This is a genomic window from Streptomyces sp. NPDC029152 (assembly GCF_055564355.1).
The window spans coordinates 61,300-86,363 of sequence record NZ_JBVHWR010000009.1 but is presented as its reverse complement, the minus strand read 5'-3'; the positions used below and the strand labels follow the sequence as shown (position 1 = coordinate 86,363).

Genomic DNA, 25,064 nt, shown 5'->3' with positions numbered 1-25,064 from the left:
TCCGGGGCGGGTGCGGCGGGGCGGGGCGGGCGCAGCCGGCGTACGAGCAGCCGGGTGGCCGGCCAGGCGGCGAACGGGGCCGCGAAGGGGAGGAGCAGGCGCGGCAGTCCGGTGCCGGGCCCCGGCGGCAGGACGAGGGCCGGCAGGACGGCGGCGCCGACGCCCGCGCACCAGGCGAGCGACGTCAGCAGGGACAGCGCGACCGACACGGGCACCCCGTCCATGCGCCATGCGCGCAGATCCAGGTCCGTGTCGAAGGCGTCGGCGCGGGCCGCTCCCGCGGCGACCAGCAGCCAGAAGCACACGACCACGACGAGGGCCGCGGTCAGCACGAGGGTGGGCGGGCCGGTGGCGGCCGTGATCACCGTCCGCATCGCCCGGCCTCCCCCCGGGTTCCGGCGTCGGCCACCCGTGTGACCGGCACCGGAACCATCCGATGTGCTCCCCGCGGTCCATGCTGCCCGGGCGGCCCCCGTGCGCGCATTGCCGGTTTCCGGCAGTGTCGGCGGCGGCCTGCATGCCGGTGGGCGCGAAGGAGACCTCGACCGCCGCCCCCGCGGGGGCGGGTATGCTCCGGGCCGGACTGGTCGACGGCTTGGGGGAACCGATGGCGGCGGGGGACGGCCCGGTGCTGGACGAAGGCCGGATCAAGCATCTCGAGCTGATCCAGATGGTCGTGGCCCGGATGGGCAACAACTCGTTCCTGATCAAGGGCTGGTCGCTGACGGTCACCGGCGCGCTGCTCGCGTTCGCCGTCCGCGCCGACGACCGGGCCGTCGCGGCGGTCAGTCTGGCGCCGGTCCTGGCGTTCTGGCTCCTCGACGGCTACTTCATGTACCGGGAGCGCCTGTACCGGCGCCTGTACGACCGGGTGCGGCGTCCGGAGGTGGCCGTGGAGCCGTTCGCGATGGACGTGGAGCCGGGCCGGGAACGCGCGGGAGCGGTGAAGGCGGCGTTCTCGCCCACCCCGGTCTGCTTCTACGGGGGACTGCTCGCCGCCCAGGTCGTCGCCGTGCTGCTCGCCGCCTGACCCGCGCGGCGCGCGCCGCGCGGGTGGTGCGCGGGGGTCAGCGGGCGGTTCGGGTGTGGACGTACTCCACGAGCCGGGTCAGCGCGTCCGGGTCGGTGGACGGCAGGACGCCGTGGCCGAGGTTGAAGACGTGGCCCTCCAGGCCCGCCGCCGCGTCGAGGACCTCGCGGGTCTTGGCCTCGACCGCCTCTCGGGAGGAGAAGAGGACGGCGGGGTCCAGGTTCCCCTGGAGCGCCTTGCCGGGGCCGACGCGGCGGGCGGCCTCGTCCAGCGGGACGCGCCAGTCGACGCCGACGACGTCCGCGCCGGCCTCGCCCATGTCGCCGAGCAGCTCGCCGGTGCCCACACCGAAGTGGATGCGCGGCACGCCGTACCCGGCGACGGCCTCGAACACCTTGCGGGAGGCGGGCTGCACGAAGCGGCGGTAGTCCGCGGGGGCGAGGGCGCCGACCCAGGAGTCGAAGAGCTGGACGGCGCTCGCGCCCGCCTCGATCTGCACCGTGAGGAAGGCGGCCGTGATGTCGGCGAGCCGGTCCAGCAGGTCGGCCCACAGCTCGGGGTCGCCGTACATGAGGGCCTTGGTGTGCTCGTGGTTGCGGGACGGGCCGCCCTCCACGAGGTAGCTCGCGAGGGTGAACGGGGCGCCCGCGAAGCCGATCAGCGGGGTGGCGCCGAGCTCGCGGGTGAGCAGGCCGTACGCCTCGGTGACGTACGAGACGTCCTCGGGGGTCAGGTCGCGCAGCCGGGCCAGGTCCTCGCGGGTGCGGACCGGCTTCTCGACGACCGGGCCGATGCCCGGCTTGATGTCGAGGTCGATGCCGATGGCCTTGAGCGGGACCACGATGTCGCTGAAGAAGATCGCCGCGTCCACGCCGTGCCGGCGCACCGGCTGGAGGGTGATCTCGGTGACCAGTTCCGGCCGCATGCAGGACTCGAGCATCGGGATGCCCTCGCGCACCTTGCGGTACTCCGGCAGTGAGCGGCCGGCCTGCCGCATGAACCACACGGGCGTGTGCGGCACCGGCTCACGCCGGCACGCCTTGAGGAAGGCGGAGTCGTACGTGGCGGTCGGCTGCTTGCCCGCGGGGCTCTGGTTGGCACTCACAGCGGCAAGTCTCGCATGTCCCCGGGCCCGCGCCCGCCCCCGGGTGCGGGCGGGCGGGGCCGGGGCGCGCGCACCCCCGCCGGGGTCCCGGCGCGCCCCCGCGATACCACGTGATCCGGACATCGCGCCCGCACGCGGGTGTTCCTCCCTGCGCCGGGACGCCGTTCCGCTTAATCTTCCCCGCATGGCTGCGGCTCAGGGACGACTGTCGGACGACGCTGGCGGAATGGACGAACCGAAGGACGCCGAGGGGGGCGCGCGGCAACCGGGCGGTGGGGCACCGCCGCCGTTCACGGCCGCCGTCGACGCCCTCAGGACCGCGCGGCTGCGGCCGCAGGTCGAGGTGGAGCCGACGCGTGCGCCGCAGCGGCTCGCGCCGTACGCGTACGCGCTGGAGGCCGCGGTCGTCGACGGTGACGAGGACCTGGCCGACGGGCGGCTGGTGCTGCTGCACGATCCGGCCGGCCACGACGCCTGGCGGGGCACCTTCCGGCTGGTCACCCTGGTGCGCGCCGAGCTGGAGCCGGAGATGGCCGCGGATCCGCTGCTGCCGGACGTGTGCTGGTCCTGGCTCACGGGCGCCCTCCAGGCGCGCGGCCTGACCTACGGCGAGCCCAGCGGCACCGTCACCCGGGCGAGTTCCCACTACTTCGGCGGGCTGTCGGCGCGTCCGCCCGCCTCGCAGATCGAGATCCGGGCCTCCTGGACGCCCCGCGAGGGCCTGGGCGGGGTGCCGGACACCGCCGCCCATCTCGCGTCGTGGTGCGATCTGCTGGCCCAGGTCGCGGGGTTGCCGCCGGCCGGTCCGGGCGACGCGTCGATCGTCACGCTGCCGCAGCGGCGCGGACCGCAGTCCCGCTAGGGCCGCAGTCCCGCCAGGGGCACGGTTCCGCCAGGACCGCAGTCACGCCAGGGCCACGGTTCCGCCAGGTCCGCGGTCCCGCCGGGAGCCGGTGTCGGCCGATCACGCCGTGGACGCACGCCGACCCTTCGGTCACTTTGTCGATACGGCCACTTTCGGCCTCGTATCGACAGAGATTGAAACCGTTCGATCTTCGAATGATCGACCGCGTGTCCGAATTGCTCGGATTGTTACTCACCAGATCGTGATCATTCCCTAAAGGCGGACGGGTTCGGTGCCGAAGACGACTGTGACCTTGAAAGCACGGTTCGTCCCGGCTTCGTCCCCCAGGAGCCGGCCCCGTCCCTCACCCCAGGAGGCCTGGTGTCCGTTCTCCTCGAGCAGCCCGCAAGCCTGGTCGCCTACCGCCCGAACAAGCCGACCGCCATGGTGGTCGTGGCCGACCCGCGCGTCCGTTCCACCGTCACCCGCCATCTCTGGGCGCTCGGTGTGCGCGATGTCATCGAGGCCTCGTCCGTCGCGGAGGCTCGTCCCCGCATCGGCAACCCCCGTGACATCTGCGTCGCAGACGTCCACCTCCCCGACGGCTCCGGCCTCACCCTGCTGTCCGAGACCCGCGCCGCGGGCTGGCCCAACGGGCTCGCCCTGTCCGCCGCCGACGACATCGGCGCCGTCCGCAACGCCCTCGCCGGCGGTGTGAAGGGCTACGTCGTCACCGGCACCCGCACCAACATCGGGCTCCCCACCCGGCCCGGTGCCGCCCCCATCGGGGGCGCCGCCGCCCGACTGCACCGCCGCCCCCCGGGTGCCCCGAGCCACCCGGGCGGCTACCGCGAGCTCTCCGGCCGCGAGGTCGAGGTGCTGCGACTGGTCGCGGAGGGCCAGTCGAACAAGGCGATCGGCGTCTCCATGGGCCTGTCCGCCCTGACCGTCAAGAGCCACCTGGCCCGCATCGCCCGCAAGCTCGGCACGGGAGACCGCGCCGGCATGGTGGCGGTGGCCCTGCGGACCGGCATCATCCACTGACCGCCCCGACCCCCGTCCGCTCCCCGACCACCCCCTCCCCCATGAGCCCGGTCTTTCACCGGCCTGTCCGGTTCACGATCCCCCGGTATCCGCCGACGGAACGTTCCGTCGGCGGGTACCGGGCATACACCGATACCCTTGACCGGTGACCGACGCCCACGAAACCGCAGCAGACCCTTCCCTGCGAACCACCGGAGGCGCCCCTCCGGACGACGCCGGATCTTCTGCGGGTCAGGCGCCGACCCCCTTGCTCGAACCGCGCGAGGGAGTTCCGCCGGTGATCGCCGACGCGGCCGCCCTCGCCGAGGTGACCGCCGCCTTCGCCGCCGGCAGCGGCCCCGTCGCCGTCGACGCCGAGCGCGCCTCCGGCTACCGCTACGGCCAGCGCGCCTACCTGGTGCAGTTGCGCCGCCAGGGCGCGGGCACCGCGCTCATCGACCCCGTGGCCTGCCCCGACCTGTCGGAGCTGGGCGCGGCGGTCTCCGGAGCCGAGTGGGTGCTGCACGCGGCCACCCAGGACCTGCCCTGCCTGCGGGACATAGGGATGGTCCCCACCCGCCTCTTCGACACCGAGCTGGCCGGCCGGCTCGCCGGTTTCCCCCGGGTCGGCCTCGGCGCGATGGTCGAGAACGTGCTGGGCTTCGTCCTGGAGAAGGGCCACTCGGCCGTCGACTGGTCGACCCGCCCGCTGCCCGAGCCGTGGCTGCGCTACGCCGCCCTCGACGTCGAGCTCCTCGTCGACCTGCGCGACGCGCTGGAGAAGGAACTGGACCGGCAGGGCAAGCTGGAGTGGGCCTGGCAGGAGTTCGACGCGATCGCCTCGGCCCCGCCGCCCGAGCCCCGCAAGGACCCGTGGCGCCGCACGTCCGGCATGCACAAGGTGCGCCGGCGCCGGCAGCTCGCCGTCGTCCGGGAGCTGTGGCAGACCCGGGACCGGATCGCCCAGCGCCGGGACGTCTCCCCCGGCAAGGTGCTCGGGGACGCGGCCATCGTGGAGGCCGCGCTCGCCCTGCCGGCCAACGCGCACGCGCTCGGGGCGCTCGGCGGTTTCGGGAGGGTGAACCGCCGGCAGCTGGAGCAGTGGCAGGCCGCGGTCGACCGGGCCAAGGGCCTCGCGGAGTCGCAACTGCCCCAGCCGGGCCAGCCGGTGACCGGTCCCCCGCCGCCGCGCGCCTGGGCCGACAAGGACCCGGCGGCCGCCGCCCGGCTGTCCGCGGCGCGGGCGGAGGTGTCGGCACTGGCCGAGGAACTGAACATGCCGCAGGAGAACCTGATCACCCCGGACACCGTGCGCAGGGTCTGCTGGGAGCCGCCGAAGCCGGCCGACCGGGACTCCGTGGCCGCGGCCCTCACCGCCCACGGCGCCCGGCCCTGGCAGGTGGAACAGGTGACGCCGGTACTGGTGGCGGCCCTGGCCCGGGAGGCGGAGCAGGCCTGACGGACGGGGGGCGGGGGCGCGGGACCGTTCCGGCGGCGCCCCGCCCCGCGGGTACCGCCGACGGGGTGATGTCCGCCCGGCCTGCGGGTGTGACCTTCGCCGCTTGGGCCCGGGGGGCTGGGCAGCTACGTTACTCATAAGTAGCATGGGCCTGAGCGCACGCTCAGCGTGCCGCAGCAGTGCAGTGCCATCCCGCACCCTGGAGGAGAGCCATCGTGCCTCGTACCGTCAGGGACGTCGTCTTCGTCGACGGCGTCCGCACCCCGTTCGGCAAGGCGGGCCCGAAGGGCATCTACCACGAGACCCGCGCCGACGACCTGGTCGTGAAGGCGATCCGGGAGCTGCTGCGCCGCAACCCCGGTCTCGACCCCAAGAAGATCGACGAGGTCGCCGTCGCCGCGACCACGCAGATCGGTGACCAGGGCCTGACCATCGGCCGCACCGCCGGCATCCTCGCGGGCCTGCCCACCTCGGTCCCGGGCTACTCCATCGACCGCATGTGCGCGGGCGCCCTGACCGCCGTCACCACGGTGGCCGGTTCGGTCGCCTTCGGCGCGTACGACGTCGCCATCGCGGGCGGCGTCGAGCACATGGGCCGCCACCCGATGGGCGAGGGCGTCGACCCGAACCCGCGGTTCGTCAGCGAGAAGCTGGTCGACGAGTCCGCCCTGTTCATGGGCATGACCGCCGAGAACCTGCACGACCGCTACCCGAGCATCACCAAGCTGCGCGCCGACGAGTACGCCGTGCGCTCCCAGGAGAAGGCCGCCAAGGCGTACGCCAACGGCCAGATCCAGGCCGACCTGGTGCCGATCTCGGTGCGCCGCACCAGCCCCGAGGGCGGTGAGACGGGCTGGGGCCTGGTCACCGCCGACGAGCCGATGCGCCCGGGCACCACGCTGGAGAACCTGGCCGGTCTGAAGACGCCGTTCCGCGTGCACGGCCGGGTCACCGCGGGCAACGCGGCCGGTCTGAACGACGGCGCCACCGCGTCCCTCATCGCGAGCGAGGACTTCGCCCGCGAGAACGGCCTGCCGGTCAAGATGCGCCTCGTCTCGTACGCCTTCGCGGGCGTCGAGCCGGAGGTCATGGGCTACGGCCCGATCCCGGCCACGGAGAAGGCCCTCGCCCAGGCGGGCCTGTCCATCTCGGACATCGGCCTGTTTGAGATCAACGAGGCCTTCGCCGTCCAGGTCCTCGCGTTCCTGGAGCACTACGGCATCGCCGACGACGACGCGCGCGTCAACCAGTACGGCGGCGCCATCGCCTTCGGCCACCCGCTGGCCTCCTCCGGCGTCCGTCTGATGACGCAGCTGGCCCGCCAGTTCGAGGAACAGCCGCACGTCCGCTACGGCCTGACCACCATGTGCGTCGGCTTCGGCATGGGCGCGACGGTCATCTGGGAGAACCCGCACTTCGAGGGGGACAAGTGAGCACCACCGCAGAGCTGCTGAAGGGTGCGGCCGAGCTGTTCCCCGGCGAGGTCGTCACGCAGGCGCACGTGCGCCACTTCGACCTGCCCCTGGGCGCCGGGCGCTTCGCCCTGATCACCCTGGACAACGGTCACGACCACACCAAGCCGACCACCCTCGGCCCGCAGTCGCTGGCGAACATCGACGCCGCGATCGACCAGGTCGAGAAGGAGGCCGCGGACGGCGACATCGTCGGCGTCGGCGTCACCGGCAAGCCGTTCATCTTCGCGGTCGGCGCCGACCTCAAGGGCGTCGAGCTGCTGAAGCGGCACGAGGACGCGCTGGCCATCGGCAAGGGCGGCCACGACGTCTTCAAGCGCCTCGCGACGCTGGCCGTGCCGACCTTCGCGTACTACAACGGCGCGGCCATGGGCGGCGGCGTCGAGATCGGCCTGCACTGCTCCTACCGCACGGTGTCGGCGGCGCTCCCCGCGTTCTCGCTGCCCGAGGTCTTCCTCGGTCTGGTCCCGGGCTGGGGCGGCTGCACGCTGCTGCCGAACCTGATCGGCGCCGACAAGGCCGTCTCGGTCATCATCGAGAACAGCCTCAACCAGAACAAGCAGCTCAAGGGCGGGCAGGTCTACGAGCTCGGGATCGCGGACGCGATCTTCGAGGGTGCGGACTTCCTGGAGCAGTCGCTGATCTGGACGGCGTCCGTCCTCAAGGGTGAGATCGCCGTCGAGCGTCCGGCGATCGACCGCGGCGAGGCCTGGGACCGGGCCGTCGCGCGCGGCCGCTCCATCGCGGACGGCAAGGTGCACGGTGCCGCCCCGGCCGCCTACCGCGCCCTGGACATCATCGCCGCCGCCAAGAACGGCGACCTCCAGCAGGGCTACGACGCCGAGGACCGGGCGCTGGCCGACCTGATCATGGGCGGCGAACTGCGCTCCGGCATCTACGCCTTCAACCTGGTGCAGAAGCGCGGCAAGCGCCCCGCCGGCGCCCCGGACAAGTCGCTGGCCCGCCCGGTCACCAAGGTGGGCGTCGTCGGCGCCGGCCTGATGGCCTCCCAGCTCGCTCTGCTCTTCCTGCGCCGTCTGGAGGTCCCGGTCGTCCTCACAGACATCGACCAGGAGCGCGTCGACAAGGGCGTGGGCTACGTCCACGCCGAGATCGACAAGCTGCTCGGCAAGGGCCGTATCAACCAGGACAAGGCCAACCGCCTGAAGGCCCTGGTGACGGGTGTCCTGGACAAGGCCGAGGGCTTCGCGGACGCCGACTTCATCATCGAAGCGGTCTTCGAGGAGATGGGCGTCAAGCAGAAGGTGTTCGCGGAGGTCGAGGCGGTCGCCCCGGCGCACGCGATCCTGGCGACGAACACGTCCTCCCTGTCGGTGTCGGAGATGGCGTCGAAGCTGCAGCACCCCGAGCGGGTCGTCGGCTTCCACTTCTTCAACCCGGTCGCGATCCTGCCGCTGCTGGAGATCGTGCGCGGCGAGCAGACCGACGACGCCTCGCTGGCGACCGCGTTCGCGGTGGCCAAGAAGCTGAAGAAGACGGCCGTTCTCGTCAAGGACGCCCCGGCGTTCGTCGTGAACCGCATCCTGACCCGCTTCATGGGCGAGATCCAGAACGTCATCGACGAGGGCACGCCGGTCGAGGTGGCGGAGAAGGCGGTGGAGCCGCTCGGCCTGCCGATGTCCCCGCTGGTCCTGCTGGAGCTGGTCGGCCCGGCGATCGGCCTGCACGTCTCCGAGACGCTGCACGGCGCGTTCCCGGACCGCTTCACGGTCTCCCCGAACCTGAAGGCGGTCGTCGAGGCGGGCAAGCGCGGCTTCTACGTCTACGACAGCGGCAAGCCGGAGCTCGACCCGGAGGTCGCCGCGCTGCTGAGGCAGGGCGACACCGTCCTGACGGAGGAGCAGGTCCGCACCCGCGTCCTGGACGCGGTGGCGCAGGAGATCGGCCTGATGCTCGACGAGGGCGTCGTCGCCGAGGCCCAGGACATCGACCTCTGCCTGATCACCGGCGCCGGCTGGCCCTTCCACCTGGGCGGCATCACGCCGTACCTGGACCGCGAGGGCGTGTCGGAGCGGGTGAACGGGAAGCGGTTCCTGGAGCCGGGCGTGGCGAGCGTTCCGGCGTAAGGGAACGCCCCTGGCACAGGGGGCGGGCCGCACGGTGACGATCCGTGCGGCCCGCCCCCTTCGGTCACGTGGGCACCGACAGGACCTCCGCGCCGAAGGCGGTGGAGGCGGTGGGCCGGGTGCTCCGCTTCCGTCAGACCGCCTGCCACGCCGTGAGCGCCAGTCCCGGCTCGTCCTTGCGGCGGGTCAGCAGGAGTTGTCCCGTCGACGGGGAGAGGGCCGCCGCCACCACCCGGTCGCCGGCGTCCAGGGCGAGGGAGACCTCGGCGTCGGCGGGCAGTCGTGGCCCGGACTCGGTCCACCAGGCGCCCGCCGACTCCTGCTCGGCGGGGTACGCCGCGAAGGCGACCCGGCCGGAGGGCGTGCACTGGGCCAGCAACGTGCAGTCGCGGCCGTCGAGTTCGCAGCGGACGGCCGCTACCGGGCCGGGGCCCGCCGCGGGGAGCAGGGGCACGGGAGCGGCCCCGGGGCGCCAGGCACAGAGGGTGCCGGACGTGTCGGTGAAGAACAGCGTGGTGTTCTCGTCGGAGGTGGCCAGGGCGCGCAGGGTGCCCGGGCGGACCTCGGCGTCCACCGTGTCCGCCATCCGGAAGCCGGCCCCGGGCTCGTCCTGGCGCCAGTGCACGATCTTCCCGGGACGGGAGGCGTACGCCTCGATGCGTCCCGTCCTGCCCGCCACCGCGACGGGCGCGTCCTGGAGCTGGGCGCTCTTGAGGTCGCGCCACGGGTCCCAGCCGCCCTTCTGCTTCTGGACCCGCACGCTGAGCCCGCCGCCGCCGTTGCGCACGAAGACGTGCGCGCGGCCCTGGTCGTCGACCGCGACGGCGGGCCTGCTGGTGCGGTCCCCCTTGCCGTTCGGGTGGCCGACGGGCTCCCAGTCCAGGGCGGCCAGCAGGGGCCGGAAGTGGGTGGAGTGCACCAGTCCGGACTCACCGGGCGTCGTGGGCCGCCAGGCGACCAGGTGTGCGTAGGAGTCGGCGCCCTGGCCGACCGCCAGGCCCGGGTGCAGCCGCTGGTCCCCGCCCGTCCTGCGCGGGGCGTCCCAGGCACCGCCGGGCACCTGTTCCGCACGGCACAGGACAGCGTCCTGGGTGACCAGGTAGACGCTGAGTCGGCCGTCCCGGCCGCGTATGAGCCACTCGCCATTCACCTGATCATTTTATGATGCGGTCGACCGGCCCGCTCCGGCCGGGTGGAGCCGCGTGCGACCCTGGCTCCATGAGCGACAGCGGCCACCTCCTCGTGATCGTCGACGGCGCGAACGTCGTGGGGTCCGTGCCCGACGGATGGTGGCGGGACCGGCGCGGGGCCGCGGAGCGGTTGCGCGACCGGCTGGCGGCGGACGGGGTCCCGGGCCGTCCCGGCCCGGTGGAGATCGTCCTCGTCGTCGAGGGCGCGGCCCGTGGTGTGGACTCCGTGCCCGGCGTACGGGTGGAGGCGGCGCCGGGCAGCGGGGACGATCACATGGTCGAGCTGGTCGCGCGGGCCGGCGACCGTCCCGTCCTGCTGGTGACGGCGGACCGCGAGCTGCGCCGCCGGGTGACGGAGCTGGGCGCGGAGGTGGCGGGCCCCCGGACGGTCAGGCCGGCCTGACGACCGCCCCGGGCGGCCGGCGCGGGCCGGTACCGCGAGCGGGAGCGGCGGACGCGTCCGGTGGCCGGCGCCCGGCACGGTCGCGGCGGGACGTGACGGGGCGTACGGACGCGCGTGCCCGGCCGTACGCCGTCCGGCCCCGCACGCCCGGGGACAAGGGGCGTACGGGGCCGGTGCGGTGCGCGGCGTGGCTACGGGGTGCTGCCGCCGGACCGCTCGGCCGGGGCGTCCTCGCCGCGGGCCATGCGGCTGTGGGTGCGGCCGTAGAGGAAGTAGACGACGAAGCCGATCACCATCCAGATGCCGAACCGGACCCAGGTCTCGGCGGGCAGGTTCAGCATCAGCCACAGCGAGGCGGCCACCGACACGATCGGCAGCAGCGGGACCATCGGGGTGCGGAAGGCACGCGGCAGGTCGGGGCGGGTGCGGCGCAGGATGATCACGCTGATCGCGACGACGACGAAGGCGAACAGGGTGCCGATGTTCACCAGCTCGGCGAGCTCGCTGAGGCTGGTGAAGCCCGCGACGATCGCGATGATCACGCCGAGCAGGATGGTCGGCCGGTACGGGGTCCGGAACCTCGGGTGCACCACGGAGAAGAAGCGCGGCAGCAGTCCGTCGCGGCTCATCGCGAAGAACACCCGGGTCTGGCCGAGCAGCAGGATCATGCACACCGTGGTCAGGCCGACGGCGGCGCCGAAACTGATCACGCCGGAGAAGAAGGGGTGCCCGGTCGCCTTGAAGGCGTCGGCGAGCGGGGCGTCGACGGACAGCTTCGTGTAGTGCTGCATGCCGGTGACGACGATCGAGACGGCGACGTACAGGACGGTGCAGATGAGCAGGGAGCCGAGGATGCCGCGGGGCATGTCGCGCTGCGGGTTCCTGGTCTCCTCCGCGGCCGTGGCGACGATGTCGAAGCCGATGAAGGCGAAGAAGACGACCGACGCCGCGGTGAAGATGCCCATCACGCCGAAGTTGGACGGCGCCCACCCGAACATCAGCTGGATCAGCGGGGAGTGCAGGCCCCCGCCCGCCTCGACGGGCTGCGGCTCCGGGACGAACGGGTCGTAGTTGGCGCCGCTGACGAAGAAGGCGCCCGCGATGATCACGATGAGGACGACGGTCACCTTGATGGCGACGACGATGGTGGTGATGCGGGCCGACAGCTTCATGCCGAGGACGAGGATGCCGGTGAGCACCAGTACCAGGGCGGCGGCGAGGATGTCGAAACCGAATCCGTCGGCGCCCTCCCGGCCGCCGAGGACCTCGGGGAACCGCCAGCCGGCGTTGTCCATGAAGGAGCGGATGTAGCCGGACCAGCCGACGGCGACCACCGCCGTGCCGAGCGCGAACTCCAGGACCAGGTCCCAGCCGATGATCCAGGCGGGCAGTTCGCCGAGCGAGGCGTAGGAGAAGGTGTACGCGGAGCCGGCCACCGGGACCGTGGAGGCGAACTCCGCGTAGCACAGCGCGGCGAGCGCGCACACGACACCGGCGACGACGAAGGACAGGGCGACGGCGGGTCCGGCGTTGTTCTTGGCGACCGTGCCGGTCAGCACGAAGATGCCGGTGCCGATGATGACACCGACGCCGAAGACGGTCAGATCCAGCGCGGACAGGGATTTCTTGAGCGCGTGCTCCGGTTCCTCCGTGTCCTGGATGGACTGCTCGATGTTCTTGGTCCTGAAGAGACTGCTGCTCACGGGTACCTCCGACGCTTGCCGTCCTCGACATGATCGTGAGGGGCGTAGTGCGTATGCCCGGGCGTGAGCGGATTCACGCGGATGGGCAGGTTTCACCACCGCAATGCCTGGAGAACCTGCCCGTCCGGCTCTACGTCAGTCGCGCGCGGCCTCCACCGGGTCCGCCTCGGCGGCCGTGCGCTCGTACCGGCCGTCGAGCTTGGCCACCAGGCCGGTGACCTGGCGGGCGATGTCGGGCGCGGTGAGCCCGATCTCGGTCAGGACCTCGGCGCGGGAGGCGTGGTCGAGGAAGCGCGGCGGGATGCCGAAGTCGCGCAGCGGTACGTCGACGCCCGCGTCGCGCAGGGCCTGGGCGACGGCGGAGCCGACGCCTCCGACGCGCGAGTTGTCCTCGACGGTGACGACCACGCGGTGGCGCTCGGCGAGCGGGGCCATGGCCTCGTCGACGGGCTTGACCCAGCGGGGGTCGACCACGGTGGTGGTGATGCCCTGCTTGTTCAGCAGATCGGCGATCTCCAGGCACATCGGCGCGAGGGCGCCGACGGAGACCAGCAGGACGTCCGGGGTGTCGGTGCCGGGGGCGCGCAGCACGTCCATGCCGCCGACGCGGCCGACGGCGGGCACGGCGGGGCCGACGGCGCCCTTGGAGAAGCGGACCACGGTCGGCGCGTCGTCCACCTCGACGGCCTCGCGCAGCTGGGCGCGGACCTGGTCGGCGTCGCGCGGGGCGGCGAGCCTGAGGCCGGGGACGACCTGGAGGATCGACATGTCCCACATGCCGTTGTGGGAGGCGCCGTCGGTGCCGGTGACACCGGCCCGGTCCAGGACGAAGGTCACGCCGCACTTGTGCAGGGCGACGTCCATCAGCACCTGGTCGAAGGCGCGGTTGAGGAAGGTGGCGTACACGGCGAAGACGGGGTGGACGCCGCCGTGCGCGAGGCCGGCCGCGGAGACGGCGCCGTGCTGCTCGGCGATGCCGACGTCGTAGACGCGGTCGGGGAAGGCCTTGGCGAACTTGTCGAGGCCGACCGGCTGGAGCATGGCCGCGGTGATGGCGACGACGTCCTCGCGCTCCTCGCCGAGCTTGACCATCTCGTCGCCGAAGACGGAGGTCCAGTCGGCGCCGGAGGTGGAGATGGGCAGGCCCGTGTCGGGGTGGATCTTCCCGACGGCGTGGAAGCGGTCGGCCTCGTCCGCCAGGGCGGGCTGGTAGCCGCGGCCCTTCTCGGTGAGGCAGTGCACGATGACGGGGCCGCCGAAGCGCTTGGCGCGGGTGAGGGCGGACTCCAGGGCCTCGATGTCGTGGCCGTCGATGGGGCCGACGTACTTCAGGCCCAGGTCCTCGAACATGCCCTGCGGGGCGATGAAGTCCTTCAGGCCCTTCTTCGCGCCGTGCAGGGTGTCGTAGAGGGGGCGGCCGACGACCGGGGTGCGCTCCAGGACCTCCTTGGTGCGGGCCAGGAAGCGCTCGTAGCCGTCGGTGGTGCGCAGGGTCGCCAGGTGGTTGGCGAGGCCGCCGATGGTGGGGGCGTAGGAGCGCTCGTTGTCGTTGACGACGATGACGAGGGGGCGGTCCTTGGCGGTGGCGATGTTGTTCAGCGCCTCCCAGGCCATGCCGCCGGTGAGCGCGCCGTCACCGATGACCGCGACGACGTGCCGGTCGTAGTGTCCCAGGACCTGGTTGGCCTTCGCGATGCCGTCGGCCCAGCCGAGGACGGTGGAGGCGTGGCTGTTCTCGATGACGTCGTGCTCGGACTCGGCCTGCGAGGGGTAGCCGGACAGGCCGCCCTTCATCTTCAGCCTCGAGAAGTCCTGACGGCCGGTGAGCAGCTTGTGCACGTAGGACTGGTGGCCCGTGTCCCAGAGCACCTTGTCGATCGGGGACTCGAAGACGCGGTGCAGGGCGATGGTGAGTTCCACCACGCCGAGGTTGGGGCCGAGGTGGCCGCCGGTCTTGGAGACGGCGTCGACGAGGAAGGTCCGGATCTCCTCTGCCAGCCGGCCCAGCTCTTCCAGGCTGAGCCGGTCCAGATCGCGCGGTCCCGTGATGCGGGTCAGCAGCGGCACCCGTGCCTCCTTGAAGTAGAGCTGTTGCCGGGCTCGTCGAGTCTAATGTTCCGCTCCGGCGGAACGTGTCCGGGCGGTGCGTCGTACATCACGCGTACGGCCGTACCCAACGACGGCGGCTTCTACGTCACCACGAGCGCTTTCTCCCGTTCCTTCCGTTTTGCCGGACCGGGGTTGATGACCTCTTTACCCGGGGTGGTCCAGTCCCCCGGGGGCCACGTCGCGCGGGAGAGGGGCGGGCGGCCGAGAGGATTGGTCTAGTCCCATTTTGGTCCAGACCATTGCGCCCCCCGCTGTCCGGGCGATATCCCGATAGCCGCAACTCCCCAGCACAGCAAGGGGATCGGCGATCCACCCCCACTCACACCGGGACTGACATGAGACGCATGCGTTCCTTCCGCGCGGCCCTCACCGCGGCCGTCACCACCGCGGCCGCGGTGGGCCTCGCCCTGGCGGGCACCGGCACGGCCCAGGCGGCGACCCCGCTGCCCGACCGGGTCTTCGCGCCGTACTTCGAGGCGTGGACCGGCGAGAGCCCCGCCGCCCTCGCCGCGCAGTCGGGTGCCAAGCACCTGACCATGGCCTTCCTCCAGACCGCCGCCAAGGGCTCCTGCACCCCGTACTGGAACGGCGACACCTCGATGCCGGTCGCCCCGGCGACCTTCGGCGCCGACATCAGGACCATCCAGGCGAACGGCGGCGACGTCATCCCCTCGTTCGGCGGTTACACGGCCGACACCACCGGCACCGAGATCGCCGACAGTTGCACCGACGTCCAGCAGATCGCCGCCGCGTACGAGAAGGTCATCACCACCTACGACGTCTCCCGCCTCGACATGGACATCGAGGTCGACGCCCTGGACAACGCGGCCGGCATCGACCGGCGCAACAAGGCCATCAAGCTGGTCCAGGACCGGGCCGCGGCCCAGGGGCGCCAGGTGGAGATCTCCTACACCCTGCCGACGACCACCCGCGGACTAGCCGCCGGCGGTCTCGCGGTCCTCGAGAACGCCGTGCGCAACGGCACCCGGGTCGACGTCGTGAACCTCATGACCTTCGACTACTACGACAACCAGCAGCACGACATGGCCCGGGACACCCAGACCGCGGCCCAGGGCCTGCACGACCAGCTCGCCCGGCTCTACCCGGGCAGGACCGACGCCCAGCTCTGGGGCATGATCGGCGTCACCGAGATGATCGGCGTCGACGACTTCGGCCCGGCGGAGACCTTCACCCTGGACAACGCCCGCACGGTCTACGACTGGGCCGTCGCCAAGGGCATCGACACGCTCTCCTTCTGGGCGCTCCAGCGGGACAACGGCGGCTGCCCGGGCGGCGCCGCCGCGGACAACTGCTCCGGCATCCAGCAGAACACCTGGGACTTCTCGCGCATTTTCGCGCCGTTCACCGGCGGCAGCAGCACCCCGGGCAACGGCTTCTCCCTCTCCGCCACCCCGGCCTCCGGCACGGTGACCGCGGGCGCATCGGCCACCACCACGGTGAAGACCGCGGTCACGGCCGGACAGGCGGAGACGGTCAGGCTCAGCGTGAGCGGCGTCCCGGCCGGGGTCACCGCGACCCTCAGCCCCGCCTCCGTCACCGCCGGCGGCTCGTCGACGCTGACCCTCGCCACGACCTCGGGGACCGTCTCGGGGACCTACTCCGTCACCGTCACCGGCACCGGCCCGTCCGGCAGCCACAGCACCGCCTACGCCCTCACCGTCACCGGCGGCGGAAGCCAGTGCACGGCGGCCCCGTGGGCCTCGGCCACGGTCTACACGGGCGGGCAGCAGGTGTCGCACAAGGGCCACACCTGGAAGGCCAAGTGGTGGACGACGGGCGAGGAGCCAGGCACCACCGGCCAGTGGGGTGTCTGGCAGGACCTCGGGGCCTGCTGACGCACCGCGTGCGAAAAGCGGTCCGCCCGCCCCACCCGTGGCTCAGCCGGGTGGGGCGGGCGGACCGTGGACGGCCGTGCGGTCGGGGAGCGCCGTCCGGATCGGGCCGATCCGGACAGAAACCCCTAGGCGCGGCCGGCCGTCTTCTGCGTCTTGCGGGTGACCGCGTCGATGACGACGGTCGCCAGCAGGACGCCACCGGTGATCATGTACTGGACCGGAGAGGCGATGCCCTGCAGGGCGAGGCCGTACTGGATCGAGATGATGACCATCACACCGAGCAGCGCGTCCCAGGTGCGGCCGCGGCCGCCGAAGAGGGACGTGCCGCCGATCACGGCCGCGGCGATGACGTTCATCAGGAACTCGCCGGTGCCCGCGCCCTGGTTGGCGGAGGCGATCTTCGAGGCGACGAACAGGCCGCCGATCGCCGCGAAGGTGCCGGCGATCGCGAAGACCGAGATGCGGACCAGGTCCACGTTGATGCCGGCCCTGCGGGACGCCTCGACGCTGCCGCCGAGCGCGTAGATCTTGCGGCCGTAGGCGGTGCGGCGCAGCACGAAGTCCGTGAGCGCCAGGAACGCCAGGAAGATCACCACGGCCAGGGGCAGGCCCTTGTACTGGTTGAAGACGATCGCCACGGCGAAGGCCAGCACGGCCAGCAGCACGGTGCGGACGATGATCTCGCTGAGCGGCCGGGACGGCACCCCGGCGGCGGCACGGCGGCGGTTGTCGAAGAACGCGGTGAGGAAGTACCCCGCGGTCACGACGATCGCCAGGCCGTAGGCGGCGGCCACGTCGCTGAAGTAGTAGCTGGTCAGCTTGGCGACCACACCGTCGGCGTCCAGGTTGATGGTGCCGTTGCTGCCGAGGATCTGCAGCATGAAGCCCTGCCAGAACAGCAGGCCGGCCAGGGTGACGGCGAAGGCCGGGACGCCGATCTTCGCGAAGACGAAGCCGTGGATCGCGCCGGCCACGGTGCCCGTGAGGACGGCCAGCACCAGGGCCAGTATCTCGTTCATCCCGTGCGTGACGCTCAGCACCGCGAAGGTGGCGCCGGCGACACCGCTGACCGAGCCGACCGACAGGTCGATCTCGCCCAGCAGCAGCACGAAGACGATGCCGACGGCGATCATGCCGGTGCCGACCATGGCGACCGACATGTCGGAGAAGTTGCCGGCGGTGAGGAAGTTGGAGTTCAGGCTGGTGAAGATGGCCCAGATGATCAGCAGGCCGACGACGACCGGGAGGGACCCGAGGTCGCCCGCCTTCATCTTCCGCTTGAACTCGCCCACGTAGCCCGCGAAGCCCTGTTCGCGCACCAGCAGTCGGGGGTCGACGGTGGGGACCGCGGCGGAGGCGGCCTCGGGGTTCTCGACCGCGTGGTCCCCGGCGGGGGTGGAGGTCTTGTCGATGCTCACTTCTTGATCTCCCCATTGGTGCGCGCCGCACGACGGGTCACGGCGTTGTCCGTGGCGCCCGTGATGGCGGAGATGATCTCCTCCTGCGAGGTCGACTTGACCTCGAAGACGCCGTTGTTGCGGCCCAGGCGCAGGACGGCGACCTTGTCGGCGACCGCCTTGACGTCGGCCATGTTGTGGCTGATGAGGATGACGGCGTGGCCGCGCTCGCGCAGCCGCTCGACCAGGTCGAGGACCTGGGCGGTCTGCTCGACGCCGAGGGCGGCGGTGGGCTCGTCGAGGATGACCAGCTTGGGCTCGCCGAGCATGGAGCGGGCGATCGCCACGACCTGGCGCTGACCGCCGGAGAGCGAGGCGATCGGGATGCGGACGCTGGGGATGCGGATGGACAGCGTGTCCAGCAGCTCTCGGGAGCGGCGCTCCATCTCCACCTCGTCCAGGACGCCGCGCTTGCGCAGCTCCCGGCCGAGGTAGAGGTTGCCGACGACGTCGATGTTGTCGCACAGCGCGAGGTCCTGGTAGACCGTCGCGATGCCCAGGTTCTGGGCGTCGTTCGGCTTGTTGATGGAGACGGGCTTGCCGTCCCACTCGATGGCGCCTTCATCGATGGGGTGAACGCCGGCGATCGTCTTGACCAGCGTGGACTTTCCGGCACCGTTGTCGCCGACCAGGGCGACCACCTCACCGGCGTGGACCTCAAGCTCTACGTCGGTGAGCGCCTGGACGGCACCGAATCGCTTGGAGACCCCGCGCAACGCCAGCACGGGCGTAGCGGACACGTGAACCATCTCCTTCGCCGCCTGACCCGGCGGGAGGTTGTGCAGAACGACTGGGTGGGGGGGCGGGAGACACCCGCGGGGTGTTCCGTCCGGCGCCCCGCGTAGCTTGCGGGGCTGATGAGTGCGGGACGCCGGAGGAAGCTGCGTGCGGCCGGCCCCGTACGCGCTCGCGGCGGTACGGGGAGCGGGGCTGCCTACTTCAGGCCGGCCTTGTCGCAGGCGGCCTTGTACTTGCCCGAGCAGATCTCGTCGAGGGTGTAGTAACCCTCCTTGACGACGGTGTCCTTGATGTTGTCCTTGGTCAGCGAGACGACCGGGATGAGCACCGTCGGGACGCCCTTGGTGGTGGCGCTGTCGACCTTGTCCTTGGCGATGGAGTCCACGCCCTTGCCCTGCGCGAGGGCGACGGCCATCTCGGCGGCGACCGTGGCCTCCTGCGGGTAGGACTTGTAGACGCTCATGTACTGCTCGCCGGTGAGGATGCGCTGCACGCCCGCGAGTTCGGCGTCCTGGCCGGTGACCGGGACGTTGCTGATGCCGGCGGCCTTCAGGGCGGTGATGATGCCGCCCGCCATGCCGTCGTTGGCGGAGTAGACGCCGACGATCTTGTCCTTGCCGAGGGCGGAGATGGCGCCCTCCATGTTGGCGTTGGCGTTCTCCGGCTTCCACTCCTTGGTGTCGTACTCGCGGCCGATCTTGACCTTGCCGTCGAGGACGGAGTGGGCGCCCTCCTTGAACTGCTTGGCGTTCGGGTCGGTGGAGGAGCCGTTCATCATGACGATCTGGCCGTCCTTGGCCTTGTCGCCCAGCGCCTTCAGCAGGGCCTCGCCCTGCGTCTTGCCGACGGTCACGTTGTCGAACGAGGTGTAGGCGTCGATCGGTCCCTCGGCGAGGCGGTCGTAGGCGACGACCTTGATGCCCTGGTCCTTGGCCTTCTTGACCGAGCCCGCGATGGCCTTGGAGTCCACCGCGTCCAGGATCAGCACGTCGACCTTGTTGGTCACCATGGTGTCGACCTGCTGCGACTGCAGCGTGGGGTCCTGCTTGGCGTTGGCGTAGACGACCTCGCCCTTGTTGTTCGTGAGCTCCTTGACCTTCTTCTCGATCAAGGGCTTGTCGAACTTCTCGTACCGCGCGTTCTGGTTCTCGGGAAGGAGCAGACCGATCTTGATCGCGTCGCCCTTCTTGGCGGCGGAGTCGGACGAGTCGGTCTTGTCGCCGGACTCCTTGGCGCTGCCGCAAGCGGCGAGCGAGACGGCCATCGCGGTGGCGGCGACGGCGACGGCGGCACGACGCATACGCGTGTTCACTTCAGAAACCTCCCTGACGAGGCCGCGTCGTTGCGGCCGAGGTGGCTGGAAGTCAACTCGGCCGCACGTGCGACGTCAAGAAGTAAATCCTTAACGAGATGGCAACGGTGCCATCCGTTCTCTAAGTGAAGGCAGGAGCCGCCACGGGCAGGGCGCCGGTCGCACTTCCGTCCAAAAGCGTCGAATCACCCATCTCGCTGAGGGCCAGGGCGAGCGCGCCGAGGACCTCCGCACGGCCCCCAAGTGCCCCGGGGAGAACGGAGAGTTGGCGCGCCGCACTGGGGATGGCGTAGCGGCCGACGGACTCCCTTATCGGGCCGAGCACCAGCTCACCGGCCTCGGCGAGATCGCCGCCGAGGACCACGCGGCTGGGGTTGAGCAGGTTGCAGAGATTGGCGACCCCGCTGCCGATGTGGCGGCCGACGTCGGCGACCACCCGGCGGCAGCCCGGGTCGCCGTCCCGCGCCAGCCGCACGACGCCCTCCATCGTCAGGTCCGTGCCGTGGCTCGGCTGGAGCAGCGGGAGCACGTAGCGTGCGGACGCGAAGGTCTCCAGGCAGCCCCGGTTGCCGCAGCGGCAGACGGGGCCGGCCTCGTCCAGCGTGATGTGCCCGATCTCCCCCGCCGTGCCACCGGGCCCGCGGTAGATCGTGCCGTTGATCACCAGACCGGCTCCGACACCGCTGGCGACCTTGATGTACGCCAGGTCGCGCACGCCCCGGCCGCTGCCCCAGACCAGCTCGCCCAGGGCGCCGAGGTTGGCGTCGTTGTCCACGTGCACGGGCACGCCGAGCCGCCCCCGCAGCTCCTCGGCGGGCCGGGTGCCGCCCCAGCCGGGGAGGATGGCGGTCGAGCCCAGGGTCCCGGACTCCACGTCGATCGGGCCGGGCACGCCGAGGCCCACGCCGGCGATCTTGGACCGGTCGACGCCGGTGGCCTCGATCAGCCTGCTGACCAGCTGTTCCGCCCGGTCGAAGCCCTGGGCCGCGGACGCGTCGACGTCCAGCGGCTCGGACTCCTCGGCGAGCACCTGGTGGGCGAGGTTCCCGACCGCGACGCGCAAATGCGTGTGCCCGAAGTCGACGCCGATGACGATGCCGGCGTCCCCGCTCAGCGAGACGCTGCGGGCCCGGCGGCCGCCCGCCGAGGTGGGTGTGACCTCGACGGTCCCGCCGTCCTTCAGTTCCCGGACGATGTTGGAGACCGTCGCCGCGGACAGGCCCGTCGTCCTCGCGATCTCCGCCTGCGTGAGCGACCCGGCGAGCCGTACCGCTCGTACGACCCGTTCCAGGTTGGCTCGGTGCAGCGACGACTGCGACCCGGGAGTCTCCACGACGACCTCCTGCGCGCGGGGCCGCTTCGATGAGGCCCCGTCCATGTCCAACTAGTGAACTCTAAGCTGAGCCGTTCGGGTCGCCTCCCGTCAAGAGGTTGAACCGCATCCGGGTGCCCCGCACACGCACGCGTATGCCGCCCCCGGGACTCCGGGAGCGGCATGCGCGAGGGGCGGGAGGGGGTTACTTCAGGGCGCCCGCCGTGAGCCCCTGGACCACCTGGCGCTGGAAGACGATGTACGCGGCCAGCACCGGCAGCATCGCCATCACCAGGCCCGCGAACAGCCCCGACCAGTCGCCCTTGTAGCCCTGGCTGACCGCCAGTTGGACCAGGCCCTGGGTGAGGACGTGCTTGTCCGGGTCGGTGTTCAGCACCGTGGGCAGCATGTACTGGTTCCACTGCCCCAGGAAGTTGAAGATCCCCACGCTGATCAGGCCGGGCTTGGCCATCGGCAGCATGATCTGGAAGAACGTCCGGGTGTGGGAGGCCCCGTCCACGAACGCCGCCTCCGCCACCGAGCTCGGCAGGGTCCGGAAGAACCCGGTCAGGAAGAACACCGTGAAGGGCAGCGAGTACGCGATGTAGACCAGGATCAGCCCGTGGATGGTGTTCAGCAGCCCCATGTTGTCCACCACGTAGAACAGCGGGACCAGCGCGAGCATGATCGGGAAGCTCATGCCGCCGATGAACAAGTAGTAGACGAACCGGTTGCCCGGGAAGTCGAACCGGGCCAGCACGTAGGCGGCCATGGAGCCGAGCACCAGGGTGCCGACGAGCGAGCCGCCGACCACCAGGACGGTGTTGAGGAAGTAGTCGCCCATGTGGGCCTGGGACCAGGCCCGCGACCAGTTGTCGAAGTTCAGCTTGTCGGGCAGCGACCAGGGCGAGCCGAAGATCGAGGCGTCGTCCTTGAAGGAGGTCATCACCGCCCACACCAGCGGCATCCCGACCATGATCGCCCAGATGACGAGGACGCCGTGGGAGAAGACGTTGAGGGTGGTGCCCTCCTTCTTCCCCTTGGTGAGTCCGCCGGGCGGGGCCTCGGTCTTGCGGACGACGGGGCCGGACTCGGCCGGTACGGGGGCGGGGGTCTCGGTCGTCTTCATGATCAGAACTCCAGCCGCTCGCGCCGGCCCAGCCGCATCACGACGGCGGCGAAGGCCAGCGTGACGACGAGCAGGGCGACGCCGATCGTGGTGGCGTAGGCGGCCTGACCGTCACGGAACGCCTTCTGGTACACGTACAGGACCATGACGGTGGTCGAGTAGTCGGGGCCGCCGGGGCCGGTCGTCATGATCTGTACGACCGCGAACGACTCGGCGCCGAGCGCGAGGATGCCCATGTAGACCCAGCCGGACTGCACGGTGTCCCACAGCAGCGGCAGGGTGACCTTGAAGAAGGTCGTCGCGCGGTTGGCGCCGTCCAGCAGCGCGGCCTCGTACAGCTCCGCCGGGATGGACGCCATGCCCGCGGAGAACAGGACCACGAAGAAACCGACCGTGGACCAGACGAGCACCGCCATCACGCACCACAGCGCCAGGTCCGGGTCGCCCAGCCACAGCGGCTGGATCGACTCCAGGCCGATGCCGCGCAGCAGCGAGTTGATCGCGCCGCTGTCCGGGTTGTACGCGAACGCGAACAGCAGGGCCACGATCGCGATGGACAGGACCTGGGGGAAGAAGTAGACGATCTTGTAGAAGCCGGAGCCGCGGACACCGGTGATCACCGGTCCGCCGCGCCGGTGGCGTCCGCCCACGTTGATCATGAACGAGAAGAAGAGCGCCAGGCCGAGGGTGACCAGCGGCACCAGCAGGGCGAACATCACACTGTGCTGCAACGACTTCCAGAAGATGTCGTCGTCGAGCATCCGCGAGTAGTTGTCGAAGCCGACCATCTCGAACTCGGGACTCAGTCCCGTCCAGTCCGTGAACGAGTAGTAGATGGACTGGATGAACGGCCAGACGACGAAGAGCGCGTACAGCCCCAGGGGAACCGCCAGGAACCCCACGATGAACCGGTACTTGCCGTGCTGCATTGCTACCGACCCCGATCTGCGCGCGGGTGGCGCCGCCGGGGCCCGGCCGGCGACGGGAGGCCGGCCGGGCCCTGGTGACACGCCCTCACTGGTGCTTGTAGTGCTTGATCGAATCGTCCTTGGCGGCCTCGTCGGCGTAGCCCTGGATCTTCTTGATGGCCTCGGCCGGGGTGATGCGGCCGGCCATCATCTCGCCGAGTCCGCCGACGCCGATCTTCTCCTTCTGGAGCTGCACGTACCAGTCCTGCAGGCGCGGGTTCACCACGTTCTCGCCGGCCAGTTCCAGCGCCGCCACACCGGACTTGAGGCCCGGGGTGAGCTCGATGCCCTCGGTGCCGCCGTTGTACGCGGTCAGCGACTTCACCTTGGACGTGAAGTTCTTCGAGGACTCCTCGCCGAGCATGATGCGCAGCTGCTCCATGCCGCCGGCGCCGTTGGCCGCCTTGGCCGGGACGATGAAGGGCTCGCCGCCGGAGGCCCAGATGGTGCCGAACGGCATCTTGTCGGAGGAGTCGATGCCGGGCGGGGCCGAGACGGAGAGCTGGAAGTCGGCGGGGATGACCTTCGCGGACTCGTTCTCCACCCAGGAGCCGTTCGGGATGAACAGGGCGTCGCCCTTGGCCCAGGCGGTCTGCGACTGGATGTGGTCCAGGCCCGGGGTGCCCTTGAGGACGTAACCCTTCTTGTAGAGCTCGTAGTAGGCCTCGAAGACGGTCTTGACCGCGGGGTGCTTCCAGGCGTTCGGCTCGAGGTTGTCGATGGCGTCGAGCACCTCGACGCCGCCGACCTTGGCGATCATCGGGTACATCGAGAAGGGCAGGTAGTACGGGTACTTGCCGGCGTACGTCCAGCCGGCCATGTTCTTCTTCTTCGCCTTCTCACAGAGGGCGAGCATCTCGTCCCAGGTCTTCGGGTACTCGGCGTCGAGCGAGTCCAGGGCCTTCTGGGAGTACCAGTTGCCGTAGACCGTGTAGGCGTAGTAGAGGATCCAGACCTTCTCGCCGTCGAACTGGCCCATCTCCACGATGCCGGGGCGCAGCGTGTCGCGGACCTTCTTGTTCGGGTCGTCGTAGGAGGGGGCGTCCAGCAGCGGGGTGAGGTCGGCGAGCTGGTTCTTGCCGACCAGTACGCCCATGTCCATCTGCTCGGCGCCGGAGTTGTCGACGAGGTCGGGCGGGTTGCCGCCGTTGAAGCGCGGCTGCAACGTGGACTGGATCTTCTGCGTGGCGGCGAACTTCACCTTGGCCTTGGGGAAGTTCTTCTCATAGACCTTGACGGCGTCCTCGGCGTACTCCTTGCCGAAACCGCCGTCGAAGAGGACGAATTCCATCTGGGCGGTCTCGTTGACGGCCAGGGGGTTCTTGGCGGTCTTCTTGCCGGACTCGGCCTTCTTCTGGTCGTCCCCGCCGCCGCTCGCGCACGCGGACAGGAAGCCCATGGCCGGAACGGAGATCAGGCCGAGCGCGGCGGACCGCTTGATCAGATCGCGGCGGCCGACGCCCGTTCGGTTGTTCTCGGCGGAAGTGGATCCCATGCTCAAGTCCTCGCCTTCTCCAGGACTCAGGCGGTGAACCGGATCCTCCCCGGCACCGCGATCGGGTCACGCTGGGTCGTGCAGGAAGTGCGGGTACTGCTGTACGGGCGCCTTGGCGGTGTGCTTTCGCGGTTCCCCCCACGGATCCCCCGGTGGCCGACAGGTATAGTCCACTTCCGGTCGACGGAGCAAGATCGAATGCATGGTTCCCGGCACGTCTTTTCCGAGTTGAGACCTGGCGGAAATACGGGCGGACCGCGTGCCCCCTGAAGGAAATCCCACGGGCGACGGACCCGGACGCCATAGCCAACACCCTTGACACCACTGGCCTCTTCACGCGCTACTGTTCCTTGCGCTGCGAATCTGACAACG

At 71.0% G+C, this 25,064-nt stretch carries 19 protein-coding genes; 8 read left to right on the top strand and 11 right to left on the bottom strand.

The genetic code is table 11. From position 1 onward, the window contains the following. Positions 1-568 precede the first annotated feature (568 nt). Positions 569-1,030 (top strand): hypothetical protein, encoded by a 462-nt coding sequence (locus ACZ4V6_RS20265; protein ID WP_467829154.1) that lies wholly within the window; start codon positions 569-571, stop codon positions 1,028-1,030. A gap of 37 nt (positions 1,031-1,067) precedes the next feature. On the opposite strand, the gene hemE is transcribed toward ACZ4V6_RS20265, so the two are convergent. After that, positions 1,068-2,135 carry a uroporphyrinogen decarboxylase gene (gene hemE / locus ACZ4V6_RS20260; RefSeq protein WP_467829151.1) on the bottom strand — a complete coding sequence of 356 codons (1,068 nt, stop codon included), beginning with the start codon at positions 2,133-2,135 and terminating at the stop codon, positions 1,068-1,070. Between the two features lie 184 nt (positions 2,136-2,319). On the opposite strand from hemE, the gene ACZ4V6_RS20255 reads away from it, so the two are divergent. The 5 genes from ACZ4V6_RS20255 (at position 2,320) to ACZ4V6_RS20235 (ending at position 9,020) form a co-directional block, all read left to right on the top strand. Continuing rightward, positions 2,320-2,997 (top strand): DUF3000 domain-containing protein, encoded by a 678-nt coding sequence (locus ACZ4V6_RS20255; protein ID WP_467829149.1) that lies wholly within the window; start codon positions 2,320-2,322, stop codon positions 2,995-2,997. A 363-nt stretch (positions 2,998-3,360) separates the two neighbouring features. Beyond that, positions 3,361-4,023 (top strand): response regulator transcription factor, encoded by a 663-nt coding sequence (locus ACZ4V6_RS20250; RefSeq protein ID WP_077797935.1) that lies wholly within the window; start codon positions 3,361-3,363, stop codon positions 4,021-4,023. Positions 4,024-4,168: 145 nt separating this feature from the next. Further along, on the top strand, positions 4,169-5,461 hold the full coding sequence (locus ACZ4V6_RS20245) for an HRDC domain-containing protein (protein WP_467829145.1): 1,293 nt from the start codon (positions 4,169-4,171) through the stop codon (positions 5,459-5,461). Between the two features lie 215 nt (positions 5,462-5,676). Beyond that, complete coding sequence (locus ACZ4V6_RS20240) at positions 5,677-6,894, top strand: thiolase family protein (RefSeq protein ID WP_077797937.1); 1,218 nt, start codon at positions 5,677-5,679, stop codon at positions 6,892-6,894. After that, positions 6,891-9,020, top strand: coding sequence for a 3-hydroxyacyl-CoA dehydrogenase NAD-binding domain-containing protein (locus tag ACZ4V6_RS20235; protein WP_467829142.1), 2,130 nt, complete (start codon positions 6,891-6,893; stop codon positions 9,018-9,020). Before ACZ4V6_RS20240 ends, ACZ4V6_RS20235 begins: the two co-directional genes overlap by 4 nt. 133 nt (positions 9,021-9,153) lie before the next feature. Here ACZ4V6_RS20235 and ACZ4V6_RS20230 read toward each other — a convergent pair whose 3' ends face one another. After that, positions 9,154-10,170, bottom strand: a complete 1,017-nt coding sequence (locus ACZ4V6_RS20230; protein WP_467829139.1) for a PLL family lectin — start codon at positions 10,168-10,170, stop codon at positions 9,154-9,156. A gap of 68 nt (positions 10,171-10,238) precedes the next feature. Between ACZ4V6_RS20230 and ACZ4V6_RS20225 the strand changes: the two genes are divergently transcribed. Next, positions 10,239-10,613: a PIN domain-containing protein gene (locus ACZ4V6_RS20225; RefSeq protein ID WP_467829137.1), complete on the top strand. Its 375-nt coding sequence runs from the start codon at positions 10,239-10,241 to the stop codon at positions 10,611-10,613. Between the two features lie 191 nt (positions 10,614-10,804). Here the strand turns inward: ACZ4V6_RS20225 and ACZ4V6_RS20220 are convergent, their stop codons facing one another. Both ACZ4V6_RS20220 and dxs read right to left on the bottom strand, forming a co-directional pair. Next, positions 10,805-12,316, bottom strand: a complete 1,512-nt coding sequence (locus ACZ4V6_RS20220; protein ID WP_467829136.1) for an amino acid permease — start codon at positions 12,314-12,316, stop codon at positions 10,805-10,807. Between the two features lie 135 nt (positions 12,317-12,451). After that, a complete protein-coding gene (gene dxs, locus ACZ4V6_RS20215) occupies positions 12,452-14,383 on the bottom strand; it encodes a 1-deoxy-D-xylulose-5-phosphate synthase (RefSeq protein ID WP_467829133.1) in 1,932 nt (643 codons plus the stop codon). A gap of 377 nt (positions 14,384-14,760) precedes the next feature. On the opposite strand from dxs, the gene ACZ4V6_RS20210 reads away from it, so the two are divergent. Continuing rightward, entirely contained in the window at positions 14,761-16,281 is a 1,521-nt protein-coding gene (locus ACZ4V6_RS20210; RefSeq protein ID WP_467829131.1) for a chitinase, read from the top strand. Positions 16,282-16,406: 125 nt separating this feature from the next. Here the strand turns inward: ACZ4V6_RS20210 and ACZ4V6_RS20205 are convergent, their stop codons facing one another. The 7 genes from ACZ4V6_RS20205 to ngcE all read right to left on the bottom strand — a co-directional run bounded on the left by ACZ4V6_RS20205 (position 16,407) and on the right by ngcE (position 24,692). Then, the gene (locus ACZ4V6_RS20205; protein WP_467829128.1) at positions 16,407-17,699 is read right to left on the bottom strand and encodes a sugar ABC transporter permease; all 1,293 of its coding nucleotides are present in this window, start codon (positions 17,697-17,699) and stop codon (positions 16,407-16,409) included. Then, complete coding sequence (locus ACZ4V6_RS20200; RefSeq protein ID WP_467829126.1) at positions 17,696-18,487, bottom strand: ATP-binding cassette domain-containing protein; 792 nt, start codon at positions 18,485-18,487, stop codon at positions 17,696-17,698. The genes ACZ4V6_RS20205 and ACZ4V6_RS20200 overlap by 4 nt, the downstream gene beginning before the upstream one ends. A gap of 185 nt (positions 18,488-18,672) precedes the next feature. Next, positions 18,673-19,776, bottom strand: coding sequence for an ABC transporter substrate-binding protein (locus tag ACZ4V6_RS20195; RefSeq protein WP_467829645.1), 1,104 nt, complete (start codon positions 19,774-19,776; stop codon positions 18,673-18,675). Between the two features lie 133 nt (positions 19,777-19,909). Beyond that, positions 19,910-21,121, bottom strand: a complete 1,212-nt coding sequence (locus ACZ4V6_RS20190) for an ROK family transcriptional regulator (RefSeq protein ID WP_467829643.1) — start codon at positions 21,119-21,121, stop codon at positions 19,910-19,912. Between the two features lie 184 nt (positions 21,122-21,305). Beyond that, positions 21,306-22,229 (bottom strand): carbohydrate ABC transporter permease, encoded by a 924-nt coding sequence (locus ACZ4V6_RS20185; protein ID WP_467829124.1) that lies wholly within the window; start codon positions 22,227-22,229, stop codon positions 21,306-21,308. Between the two features lie 2 nt (positions 22,230-22,231). Next, on the bottom strand, positions 22,232-23,158 hold the full coding sequence (locus tag ACZ4V6_RS20180) for a carbohydrate ABC transporter permease (protein WP_467829121.1): 927 nt from the start codon (positions 23,156-23,158) through the stop codon (positions 22,232-22,234). Positions 23,159-23,243: 85 nt separating this feature from the next. Continuing rightward, positions 23,244-24,692 (bottom strand): N-acetylglucosamine/diacetylchitobiose ABC transporter substrate-binding protein, encoded by a 1,449-nt coding sequence (ngcE, locus tag ACZ4V6_RS20175; protein WP_467829118.1) that lies wholly within the window; start codon positions 24,690-24,692, stop codon positions 23,244-23,246. Positions 24,693-25,064: the final 372 nt, after the last annotated feature.